This window comes from Hyphomicrobium sp. GJ21, from assembly GCF_001006785.1.
GTDB lineage: Bacteria > Pseudomonadota > Alphaproteobacteria > Rhizobiales > Hyphomicrobiaceae > Hyphomicrobium_B.
The window spans coordinates 1001325-1012661 of record NZ_CDHO01000003.1 but is presented as its reverse complement, the minus strand read 5'-3'; the positions used below and the strand labels follow the sequence as shown (position 1 = coordinate 1012661).

The following is an 11337-nucleotide window of genomic DNA, read 5'->3' as shown; positions in this document are numbered from 1 at the left end:
TGGTCTACAGCGGTGTGGAAGGGCATTCATGTCGGATAAGACGCGCAAAACTCAGGTGGCTATCGCCGAGCCGGAGCCTCTAGCGACGGGCTCGAACGCCCCCGGAGCTGCGGAACATACTCTTGAGCAGGCCATCGGGCATCAGGTCCGGCATCATCGCAAGCAGGCGGGATTAACCGTCGCGGAGCTTGCGGTTGCCGCGCAAATTTCGCCCGGCATGTTGTCGAAGATCGAAAACGGCCAGATTTCGCCGTCGCTCAGCACGTTGCAGATGCTTGCGGCTGCGTTGAACGTGCCGCTGACAGTGCTGTTCTCGTCCTTCGAGCAGCGCCGCGACTGTTCTTATGTCAGGTCCGGCGAGGGCGTCGTCATCCGCCGCCGCGGCACCAAGGTCGGCCATCAATATCAGTTGCTTGGGCATTCGCTCGACGGCGACGTCGTGGTCGAGCCCTACTTGATCACGCTGTCCGACGATGCGGTTGCTTATACCGGCTTTCAGCATGAAGGCGTGGAGTTCATCTTCATGCTGACCGGCGAAGTCGAATATGCTCACGCCGATCGCAGCTATCGCTTGAGCGCAGGCGACGCCATTCTGTTCGACAGCGCGGCTCCGCATGGTCCGGCTCGTCTGATCGAAGCGCCGATGACCTACCTGTCCGTGATCATCTATCCGCGCCAGTAGGCTCGCCTTTCGAGACCTTTCCCGCTGAAGGATTATCTCGCCTCGCGCACAGCGCGGCGAGGCCACTCGGCGCTGTTCCAGACTTTAACTCTCTGCCGTTCGCCGAGCTTTTTTTCCAAACGAACCGTCCGGTCATTGACCCGTCACAAAAGCCGTGCCCTTTACATTCGAAGGCGCGCGGGCGCGTCGCCGCATCGATTTTTTTATTGCGTTGCAACGACATGGCAACCGAGCACCTTGCGAGCTACGACGTCTCTTCCTGGAGGCGGTCGCGCGCTTGGCTTCGAGATCTGACTCTTTCTTCGCAAGTCTGCTGGACCTTGACGGCGATCTTCGCCGTGGCTCTCGTCTATTATCATTGGCGCTATGAAGGCTGGCTGCAGACGATCGTTTTTGCGGGGGCGATAACCGCCTCGCTGTTCAGCCTGCTGCTGCTGATTTCCCGGCGCGCGCTTTTTTCCATCGTGCTCATCGCGCTGCTCGTCGCAACGATCGTCATGGCGGCGGACGTCAAGCGGCACTACATCGAGATGGTGCTTCACGCGTATGACGTCGTTTTCTATCTGACGTCGTGGTCGACGCTCGTTTTCCTTTGGGCCGACCATAAGCTCATGCTGCTGGCGCTGGCCGGCATGGCCGCGCTCGCCGCAGGCTCCGGGCTTCTTCTCTGGCAGATCGACGGGACCCGCGTGCGGCGCTCGGTCAGCAGCCTGCTTCTGGTGTTTTGCATTGGCCTCGCTGCCGTTGCGAGCTACGCCAAAGGTGAGCGACGCAACACCTCATTTTTCTGGGACAATCAATATCTTGCGTCGTTTTACTCATCTTGGCCGGAAACGATCTCGACGCTCTGGCGCGGACAGTTGATGGACGCAGTGAAGGCGCAGCCGTTGCCGCCGTTCGCAGTCCCGGCGACGTGCGACCTCACGGAAAAGCCGCCGCACGTCATCCTGATCCATCAGGAAAGCGCGGTGCCGCCGTCGTTTTTCCCGCAGATCGCATACGACACGGCGCTTGATCCGTTCTTCAAATCGTTCGACGGACGCCTGCACAAACTGCGCGTGGAGACGTACGGCGGCGCGTCGTGGCTGACGGAGTTCTCGGTTCTGGCGGGCGTCTCCACCTATTCGTTCGGCGGCATGCGGACATTCGTGCAGTCGCTGATGGAGGGGAAAATTCACGACGCGGTGCCCCAGGTTCTTGCGCGCTGCGGCTACAAGAACAGCCTCTTCTATCCGGTGCCCAAGGATTTCGTGGCGAGCGGCCGGTTCTATTCGACGATCGGCATTCCTGACATTTACGACTACCGCGCCCAGGGCGCGAAGCGCTTCAACGAGCGTGATCGTTTCTACTATCAGCGCGTGCTCGACAACATCGACGGCAATCTCGCGAAATCGGACAGCCCGCTGTTCACTTTCGTCGTCACATCCGCGACTCACCTGCCCTACACCTACAAGTACGCGCCAGACGTCGATGTCCCCGGCGGCGGAGCCGGAACCGATCCGGAAATGAGCGAATATTTGCGCCGCCTTGCGATGGCGCATATGGATTTCGACGAATTCCGGTCGCTGCTGGCGAAGCGTTTCCCGAAGGAGCGCTTCCTGATCGTTCAGTACGGCGACCATCAGCCGATCGCGACGCGGACGCTGCTCGGCTTCGACAAAGGCGCGGCGGCCGAGGATATTCAGCTCACGCCTGAAAGTCCTGGCCTGCTGACCTATTATGCGGTCGATGGCGTCAATTACGAGCCGCCGCCGCTGCCGGACGAGGATGTCGTCGAGGTGCCGTATCTCGGGACAATCCTGCTTAACGCGGCCCGGCTCCCGCTGCCGCCGTCGTACCAGGCGCGGCTCGAACTGATGCGTCTTTGCGACGGGCGCTATTACACCTGCGCGAAGTCGAAAAGCATTCTGTCGTTCCACCGCCGTCTGATGGATTCAGGACTGATCGACGGCCGATGACGCGCCATTGACCATGTTCGGAGCCATTGCCCGGATTTTGGCGCTATGGCACGTTTGCTCTTAAAGTCCGCCACAGAACCTCATTCCAGAAAAATCCGGCGGCAGAGGAAAGCCAAGCGTTTAATGTCGACTAAATCCACTCGCGCCGCTTGCGGCATCCGCGTCGTCGCAAGCTCCCTTCCGACGCGTGAGGCGGTTGCCGCTGCGCGCTCAGAGCTCGCCGGCGAGATCCTGCAGCACATCATCGTCTTTTTCTCCAACGAGCACGACCCCGAAATCCTGCTCGACGCGTTGAAGCGCGATTTCAACGATACGTCGGTTTCGGGCTGCAGCACGTCAGGGGAAATCGGCCCCCTCGGCATGATGAAAGGCGGCATCGTCATCATCGCGTTTCCGGAAAACGGCTTCCGGCTGATGAGCGAAGTCATCACCGACATCGATAAGGGCGGCGTCGAGCGCGCCTCCGAGATCGCACGACGTCTGCGCATTCAGATGATCGGTTCGGCGAGCCGTTCCGCAAAGGAGCATGTGTTCGCGCTGGTCCTGGTCGACGGGTTGTCGAACGCGGAGGAAGCGCTGATCGCGGCGCTCGATCTTTCGCTCAATGGCATCGAACTGGTCGGCGGCTCGGCGGGCGATGGGCTCGATTTCCAGGATACTGTTCTGATCTATCGCGGCAACCTCGTGCGGCGAGGAGCAATTCTTTTCGTCATCGAGACCGAACTCCCGGTACGCATCTTCAAGACGCAGAATTTTGAGCCGACGCCGGTCAAGCTCGTCGTCACCGCCGCCGATACGGCCAATCGGATCGTCTACGAGCTGAATGCGGAGCCGGCGGCCGCCGAGTACGCGGCGGCGATCGGGCTGCGGCCCGATGAGCTCGGGCCTTACACTTTTGCGTCGTATCCACTCGTGGTGAAAGTCGGTGGAAACTATTATTGCCGCTGCATCCGCACCGTGAACCTTGACGGATCTTTATCGTTCTTTTGTGCCATCGACGAAGGTCTGGTTTTCACGGTCGCGCGCCCCCGTGATATGCTGCGAACAACGTTAGAAGCGCTCGAAGGTGTCGATGCCGCGCTCGGCGGCACCGATTTCGTTCTGGGCTTTGATTGCATTTTGCGCCGGCTCGACGCGGAAAGCCGGCAAGTGCGTCACAAAGTTGAAGAAATCTATCAGCGTTTCGGCGTGGCCGGGTTCCATACGTACGGTGAGCAATTCAACGCGATGCATCTCAACCAGACACTCACCGGGATCGCTTTCGCCACGTCGATCGACAAGCCGCGTGAACCATGACCGATGGCACACCGACTGATCGCCAGCCGCAAACGCCTTTAGAGTTCGGCCGGGCGGTCGACAAGCTGCGCAAGATCAACGACGCTTTGATGAAGCGCGTCGAGCGGTCGATGGATCAGCAGGCGAACGCGTTTTCGCTGTTCCAAACCGCGATCAATCAGGAAACGCAGATCCGCATCCGGACGGAAGAGCTGAACAACGCTCTGACGAAGCTCGCGCAGGCCAACGTGGAACTCAGCGCCGCACGCGACGCGGCGGAACGCTCCAACGTTTTCAAGACGCGCTTTTTCACCGCCGTCGGTCACGATCTTCTGCAGCCGCTGCATGCCGCGCGCCTGACGCTGTCCGAGCTGATGGATACGCAGTCGGAGCCCGATCAGAAGCAGCTCACGAACAACATTTCGAGCGCGCTCGTCACGATCGAAGAATTGCTGACGAGCATCCTGGACATTTCGAAGCTGGAAGCAGGCGTGTTCGTGCCGAACATTCAGACGGTCTCGCTCGGTGCGATTTTCGAGCAGCTCGCCTGCAACATCGAACCGGTCACGCGTCGCAAGCGTCTCGATTTTCGCTGGCGGCCGACGAACCTCGGCGTGCGCTCCGATCCGCTTATGCTCCGGCGCATCGTGCAGAATCTCGTTGCCAATGCCGCTCACTACACGGAAGCGGGTGGCGTGCTGCTCGCGGCCCGTCGGCGGGGCTCGCAGGTCGAGATCGAAGTCTGGGATACGGGCCCGGGCGTCGCTCCGCAGGAACGCGAGCGCATCTTCGAGGAATTCCATCGCGGCGAAGCGTCGGAGCGATCGGGCGGCGCCGGCTTCGGGCTTGGGCTCGCGATCGTCCGGCGCATGTCGGAATCGCTTGGGCATGAACTGAAACTGCAATCGCGCGTCGGCGTCGGCTCGCGCTTTTCGATCACGGCGCCGCATGCGGCGCTGCTCTCGCAGGCCGAGCCCAAAGTCCAGTCCGCGCCGTCGAACAACAATTATCTCGTCGCCCGGCCGCTGATCGTCATCGACAATGATCTCAGCGTGCTCGGGGCGATGCAAACGCTGCTATCGCGTTGGGGTGCGGACGTTCGTCTGGCGCGCGATCTCGACGACGTGAACGAAATCCTGTCCGATACGGCCTTCACTCCGGCCATTATTCTCGCTGACTATCACCTCGATGGCAGCGTGCTCGGCATCGAGGCGGTCGTGCGGATCCGGCAAGCGTTTGGACGGGCTATCCCAGCGATCCTGATTACCGCCGATCGCACGCAGGCGACTGCGGAGGCGGCGCGGCAGTTCGATTGCGCGCTGCTTCACAAGCCGGTCCGACCGGCAGAGCTGCGGGCACTCATGCAGCATCTTATCGCGTAAACGTCAGGCCTTATCGTCCGTCTCGCCGAGGACGGCTTCAAAATCGATCTTCTGCGCCTCGATGACGGCTTGCGTTCGCGACGAGACGTTGAGCTTGCGCAGAATTTCCGAGACGTGCGCCTTGACGGTCGTTTCCTCGATCTGAAGCTCGTGCGCGATCTGCTTGTTGAGCAAGCCCTGGCGGAGCATGCGGAGCACGCTCAACTGCTTCGGCGTCAGCATCTTGAGGCGATGCACGAGATCGCCGCGCGCTTCGGCGTTGGTCGGCGCTTCGGGAGGCTTGTAGCCTTTCGGAAGCGTCAGCGAGCCTTCCATGACATCCTTCAGCGCGGATGCGATTTCGGATCGGTCGGCGGACTTCGAGATGAATCCGGCGGCGCCGTAGCGCATGACGTCCTGGACGATGCGCGGATCTTCCAGCGCCGACACGACAACGATCGGCAAGCTCGGATGCAGCTTTCTGAGTTCAAGAAGGCCTTCAAAGCCGCGCGTTCCGGGCAGCGCCAGATCAAGCAAGACGATGTCGAACGGGGTCTTGCTCTCCAGAACCTTCTTCGCCGCATCGATCGAAACGGCATCGCGGGTCTCGGTGTCGGGACACGCGCCGACGATGGCTCGCTGCAGGGCTTCGACAAACAGCGGATGGTCGTCGACGATCAAGATACGTGCCGGTACGGGCAAATTTCACCTCCAGAGCAACGGGCATTTGCCTGCGCGGGCCAGGTTACCACTGCACAAACCACGATCTGCGAGCTGCCATTTCGGGCACTCATGCCCGGTGTGGCAACACTGCCAAATTCGACTTTGGTCGTAGCGCAGGCCGGTACCAACGCGCAATCTCTGGGCAAACAATGACTTAACTCAAAATGCCGTTCAATTCTTTACCATAACGCTTCGAGATGCATCAGCACGGCCGCTCAAACTCCAGGTGTACGACGGGCCCTCCGTCCGGGGTTGCCTCTAAAGCTGCTGCGCGCCCTTGTCGGTGATGCCGTTCACATCGCCAGGGAAATAGGTCGATGCCGATCCGGCGCCGCTCGAATGCAGCACCGCGTTCGTGGTGCCGTAATATCGCGAGCCCGTGGCGGCTCCGCTCATCGTGACGTTCCACATGTAGATCGCAGCGCCGATCGCGAAGCTGATGCCGACGTTCGACCACGCAGGCGTCCCCGAGAACGTGATCGTCATGGAGAACAATTGCACGGAGCAGTTTTCGACAGCGATCAGCCAACTCGGTTTGTTACCGGAGATCAACAGCGAGCCGCCGTTGCTGCTGACGGAAGAAAGCTTGTTGACCGAGATCGCCGTGCCCGATCCGGTGCAGCGCATTCCGACGCCGATCGTCAGCGCGGCCCCTGGGGCTGCTGTGCGCAACGCATAGGACGATCCCTGCGCCTCGAAATTCTGAATCGTGACGTCGCAAGCGGCGGCGACCTCGATGGGGGTCGATCCTGAGACGACGACATTCGCAGGCGTCGTCGCATTGCCGTCGATGATAATTTTGCCGTTCGTCGGGACCGAGAATTTGCCCGGCGTATAGGTGCCGTCGGCCAATCTGATGGTGACGGAGTACAGGCTGAAATCGAGCGCGCACGCGGCGTTGATGGCTTTTTGAAGCGTCTTGAAAGCGCCGCCCGATGTGTTGGCCAAGCCGGTGTTGGTGTCGGCGCCATCGGAGCGGACATAGTAGGTTCGGTTCGCCGCCAGAACCTCGCGCGGGCCGCCGAGTGTTGGGAACGAGACCCGGCCGGTGTTGCGATCGATCTTCATGGCCTCGAACCACGTCGAGCCGTTCGGGCTGACCTTGAAATGAAAATCGTCGTCGCCCGTGAGGCCCATTTCGGCGCGGCCGGAATAGTTGGTCTGATACAGCACTGACGCAGTGTCGCCGCTCGCATGCTTGTTGATCTTTTGCTGATGTCCCGCACCTTCGTTGTCGAAGAGACTTGCGGGAGATTTCAGCGACAGACGGTTGGTGGCATCGGCCGTTGTGTTGATGCCGGCGTGCGTCAGGTTATCGAATGCATCCGGAAGGTCGCCGTCGCCGCTCGATAGCGGAGACCATGCGCCAGCGCGATAGACGAGCAGGGCGCCTTCGGCTGCGCACCACGCGCGCCAGCCTTCCTTGGGTACGTAGAACGCCCATGCTCCGTCCTGATATGCCGCGACCTCGCCATCGTGGCCCGTCCAGCCGCCGGTGGCCGCAGCCGCCAAGATGTAACGGTCGCCATTGGCGGGCGACTCTGGGGGCGCGGTCAGCGTCCGGCTCGCGACGGAGAGCTGCATCAGGCCATCGATGGCGCGGATGGCCTCGTTGTGCGTCACATGCTTCTGCGCCTGAGCCGGCAGAATATAGGGCAGCGCAAGGTTCGGCGTGTCGTTCATATGCAGTACAAATCCCAAAGACCTCTCCTCGGCCTTCAAAATACGGCCGCCCGGTAGGCCGGGGATAACTTTTTTCTGGGAAGACGCATTCACCGGATGCTGCAGCCGGGCGCGCGATTGCGCGCTGGCTCACGACAACCTAAACCCCTGCAGGCAGGAGAACTGATCGCATGAAATTTCTGGTGACGGGGGTTGCGGGCTTCATCGGCTTCCATACGGCGGAGCGATTGCTCGCACGCGGCGATGTCGTCATCGGGGTCGACAACATCAACGATTACTACGATCCGAAGCTCAAAGAAGCGCGCCTCGCAAAGCTCGAAGGACGCAACGGGTTTTCATTTCATCGCCTGAACATTGCTGACGGCGCGGCAATGGCGGAGCTGTTTCAATCGGAACGGCCCGACAAGGTCATTCACCTCGCGGCACAGGCCGGCGTTCGCTATGGCCAGGAAAATCCGGGCGCGTATATCGAGTCCAATATCGTTGGCACGCAGAGCATTCTCGAAGGCTGCCGGCATAATGACGTCAAGCATCTCGTGCTCGCGTCGTCGAGTTCCGTCTACGGCGCGAACACCGCGATGCCGTTCAGCATTCACGACAACGTCGATCATCCGCTGAGCCTTTATGCGGCAACGAAGAAATCGAACGAGCTTACGGCGCACACGTATGCCTACCTCTACCAGCTTCCGGTAACAGCGCTGCGGTTCTTCACGGTGTACGGGCCTTGGGGGCGTCCGGACATGGCGCTGTTCAAATTCACGCGGAGGATTCTTGCGGGCGAGCCGATCGAAGTCTTCAACAACGGCTATCATGCGCGCGATTTCACGTACATCGACGACATCGTCGAGGGCGTGCTGCGGACAGCGGACAAAATCGCGACGCCAAATCCGGACTGGAGCGGCGAGAAGCCCGATCCGGCGACGTCGATGGCGCCCTACCGCGTCTACAATATCGGCAACAACAATCCGGTCGAGCTGATGGATTTCATCGCCGCGATTGAGCGCTCGGTCGGCCGCGAGTCGAAGAAGATTTTCCTTCCGATGCAGCCGGGCGACGTGCCGACGACGTTCGCCAATGTGGACGATCTCGTGCGCGACGTCGGCTTCAAGCCGGCGACGCCGCTGGAAGAGGGCATTGCACGTTTCGTTGCGTGGTATCGGTCATATTACGGCTGACGGTTCGCTCACTTGCCGCGCGGCTTGGCGCGCGACGTCGGTGTCGCGTTCGCCGGATCGTCGGGCCAGACGTGTTTCGGATACTGGCCGCGCATGTCGGCTTTGACCGCCGCCCATGATCCTGCCCAGAAACCCGGCAGGTCGCGCGTGATCTGGATCGGCCGATGCGCGGGCGACAGCAGATAGAGTGTCAACGGCAAGCGGCCGCGCGCAATCGCCGGGTGCTCCTTCAAGCCAAACAGTTCCTGCACACGGATGTGCAACGCCGGAGCGGCGGCGCTCTCGTAATCGAGCGCGTGACTGTTTCCGGTCGGAGCTTCGAAATGCGTCGGCGCTTCGGCGTCGAGACGCTGGCGCATCAGCCACGGAAGCGCCGAAGTAAGCGCCTGCTCGAGCGTCGACGCGTCGATTTCCGAAACGCGCGTTTTTCCGGACAAATAAGGTTGGAGCCATTCGTCGACGGTTGCGGCAAGCGCAGCATCGGACAGGTCCGGCCAGCTTTCATCGTTGGCGCGCAGAAATCCGACGCGGTTACGCAATTGAAGCTGCGCCTTCGACCACGGCAGATTTCCGATGCCGAGTTGCGCGACGCCGTTTGCGAGGACAGGCGCCGAGTCTTCATCCGAACGAACGGGGCGCGACTCGCTTCGGAGTTCGATCGCGCCGAGGCGGCGGACGCTCCGGGCTTTGACCGAACGGGAGTCCTTATCGAATGCCAGCGCGTCGTCGCTCGCGATGCGATCTCCGGCAAAGACCGAAACTTCCGCTTCGTCCGTTGCCGTTGCCAGCATGATCCGCGTTGCAGCGGCACGGCCCTGCAATTCCGCGACGACCAGATAAGGCGCGCCTGCGAGCGGATGGGCCGTATCGAGCAAACCGGCGCGGCCGTTAGCCAGCAGAAAGCTGCCGCGCTTGCCGCGATTTTTCGCGATCCGTTCCGGATAGGCGAGGGCGAGCAATTCGGCAGGCGATAACGTGTCGTCTTTCGGGTTCGTCGTCGCCGCACGCGCCCACTGGCGAGCGAGCGCCCGCATGTCTTGGGAGCGACGGGAGCGATCGCGGCGGAAATTTTCAAGCCGCGTCGCGATATCGAGATCGTTGCCGCCGATGCCGCGTTCGACGAGGACGGCCGCAAGCTCGGCAGCGCCCTCAGCCGCGCCGAGTTCTCCAGCCTTCAACAGCATACGCGCCAAACGCGGCGGCAATGGCAGCGCGCGGAGCCGCCGTCCTTCCTGTGTGATGTGTCCTTCGTCGTCGAGCGCGCCGATGGCCTGCAGTCCGGATCGCGCGGCCGCCAGCGCGCCCTCGCTTGGGGGATCGAGCCAGGCAAGCGATCGCGGATCATTCGCGCCCCATTCGGCGCAATCGAGAAGCAGGCTCGAAAGATCGGCGACGCGGATTTCGGGCTCTGCGAACGGGACGAGGCCTTGCGTCTCGGGTTCATCCCAGAGCCGATAACAAATGCCGGGTTCGGTTCGGCCCGCACGTCCTCGGCGCTGATCGGCGGACGCGCGCGAAACGCGCACGGTTTCGAGCCGCGTCACGCCGACATCCGGCTCGAAGCGCGGGACGCGCGCCAGGCCGCTGTCGATGACAACGCGCACGCCTTCGATCGTGATCGAGGTTTCGGCGATCGATGTCGCGAGCACGATTTTGCGATGCCCGGCATTCGCGGGCGATATCGCACGGTCCTGTGTCGCTGGATCGAGCGCGCCGTAGAGCGGCGCGATGTCGATCGTCACCGGAAGATCGAGCGCGCGCAGGCGTTCGGCAACGCGCGTGATCTCGCCCTGGCCCGGCAGGAACACGAGAACTGAGCCCGTGTCGCGTTCGAGCGCGCGACGGACCGCATCGACAACGTCGTCCTCAATGCGCTGCGCGCGACGTCCGATATGGCGCGTCTCGATCGGGAACGTGCGGCCGTCGCTGGCAATGACCGGCGCGTCGCCCAGGAGCTTCGCAACGCGAGAAGCTTCAAGCGTTGCGGACATCACCAGTATCTTCAAGTCAGGCCGCAACGCGCCGCGCGTGTCGAGCGCCAGCGCCAAGCCGAGATCGGCATCCAGCGAGCGTTCGTGGAATTCGTCGAACAGAACGGCGGCGACGCCGGAAAGCTCCGGATCGTCGAGGATCATGCGCGTGAAGACGCCTTCGGTCACCACCTCGATGGCGACGTTGGCGCTCGTCTTCGATGCGAGCCTTGCTCTGAGGCCGACGCGATCTCCAAGGCGTGTGCCGAGCGCGGCTGCAAGCCGTTCGGCAGCGGCGCGCGCGGCGATCCTGCGCGGTTCGAGGACGATGATCTTGCCGCTATCGCGCCAAGGCTCATCGAGCAGCGCCAGCGGCACGCCCGTCGTCTTACCGGCGCCGGGCGCCGCAACGAGGACGCCGGTTCCGTGCGTGCGGAGCGCATTGCGCACGTCACCAAGAACGGCATCGATCGGCAGCGGCGCGGAGACTATCGGACCGGCCATGATGGA

Annotated in this window: 8 protein-coding genes; 5 read left to right on the top strand and 3 right to left on the bottom strand. The window is 62.0% G+C overall.

Features of this window, described 5'->3' with window-relative positions; all coding sequences use genetic code 11:
- Positions 1-28 precede the first annotated feature (28 nt).
- The 4 genes from HYPGJ_RS13045 to HYPGJ_RS13030 all read left to right on the top strand — a co-directional run bounded on the left by HYPGJ_RS13045 (position 29) and on the right by HYPGJ_RS13030 (position 5297).
- Entirely contained in the window at positions 29-682 is a 654-nt protein-coding gene (locus HYPGJ_RS13045) for a helix-turn-helix domain-containing protein (RefSeq protein ID WP_013217074.1), read from the top strand.
- Between the two features lie 320 nt (positions 683-1002).
- Positions 1003-2640, top strand: coding sequence for a sulfatase-like hydrolase/transferase (locus HYPGJ_RS13040; protein ID WP_244466126.1), 1638 nt, complete (start codon positions 1003-1005; stop codon positions 2638-2640).
- Positions 2641-2763: 123 nt separating this feature from the next.
- Positions 2764-3936, top strand: coding sequence for an FIST N-terminal domain-containing protein (locus HYPGJ_RS13035; protein ID WP_052750902.1), 1173 nt, complete (start codon positions 2764-2766; stop codon positions 3934-3936).
- Positions 3933-5297 carry a hybrid sensor histidine kinase/response regulator gene (locus tag HYPGJ_RS13030; protein WP_046847532.1) on the top strand — a complete coding sequence of 455 codons (1365 nt, stop codon included), beginning with the start codon at positions 3933-3935 and terminating at the stop codon, positions 5295-5297. The genes HYPGJ_RS13035 and HYPGJ_RS13030 overlap by 4 nt, the downstream gene beginning before the upstream one ends.
- Positions 5298-5300: 3 nt before the next feature.
- On the opposite strand, the gene HYPGJ_RS13025 is transcribed toward HYPGJ_RS13030, so the two are convergent.
- Together HYPGJ_RS13025 and HYPGJ_RS13020 are read right to left on the bottom strand one after the other, a co-directional pair.
- On the bottom strand, positions 5301-5978 hold the full coding sequence (locus HYPGJ_RS13025; protein WP_046847531.1) for a response regulator transcription factor: 678 nt from the start codon (positions 5976-5978) through the stop codon (positions 5301-5303).
- Positions 5979-6257: 279 nt separating this feature from the next.
- Positions 6258-7682, bottom strand: coding sequence for a DUF2793 domain-containing protein (locus tag HYPGJ_RS13020; RefSeq protein WP_046847530.1), 1425 nt, complete (start codon positions 7680-7682; stop codon positions 6258-6260).
- A 170-nt stretch (positions 7683-7852) separates the two neighbouring features.
- Between HYPGJ_RS13020 and HYPGJ_RS13015 the strand changes: the two genes are divergently transcribed.
- Positions 7853-8857 (top strand): NAD-dependent epimerase, encoded by a 1005-nt coding sequence (locus HYPGJ_RS13015; RefSeq protein WP_046847529.1) that lies wholly within the window; start codon positions 7853-7855, stop codon positions 8855-8857.
- A gap of 8 nt (positions 8858-8865) precedes the next feature.
- Here HYPGJ_RS13015 and hrpB read toward each other — a convergent pair whose 3' ends face one another.
- On the bottom strand, positions 8866-11331 hold the full coding sequence (gene hrpB / locus HYPGJ_RS13010) for an ATP-dependent helicase HrpB (RefSeq protein ID WP_046847528.1): 2466 nt from the start codon (positions 11329-11331) through the stop codon (positions 8866-8868).
- Positions 11332-11337 lie beyond the last annotated feature (6 nt).

Coding starts and splice junctions, on each gene's coding strand:
- HYPGJ_RS13045 (WP_013217074.1), top strand. CDS start 29: ATGTCGGATAAGACGCGCAAAACTCAGGTGGCTATCGCCGAGCCGGAG.
- HYPGJ_RS13035 (WP_052750902.1), top strand. CDS start 2,764: ATGTCGACTAAATCCACTCGCGCCGCTTGCGGCATCCGCGTCGTCGCA.
- HYPGJ_RS13030 (WP_046847532.1), top strand. CDS start 3,933: ATGACCGATGGCACACCGACTGATCGCCAGCCGCAAACGCCTTTAGAG.
- HYPGJ_RS13020 (WP_046847530.1), bottom strand. CDS start 7,682: ATGAACGACACGCCGAACCTTGCGCTGCCCTATATTCTGCCGGCTCAG.
- HYPGJ_RS13015 (WP_046847529.1), top strand. CDS start 7,853: ATGAAATTTCTGGTGACGGGGGTTGCGGGCTTCATCGGCTTCCATACG.
- hrpB (WP_046847528.1), bottom strand. CDS start 11,331: ATGGCCGGTCCGATAGTCTCCGCGCCGCTGCCGATCGATGCCGTTCTT.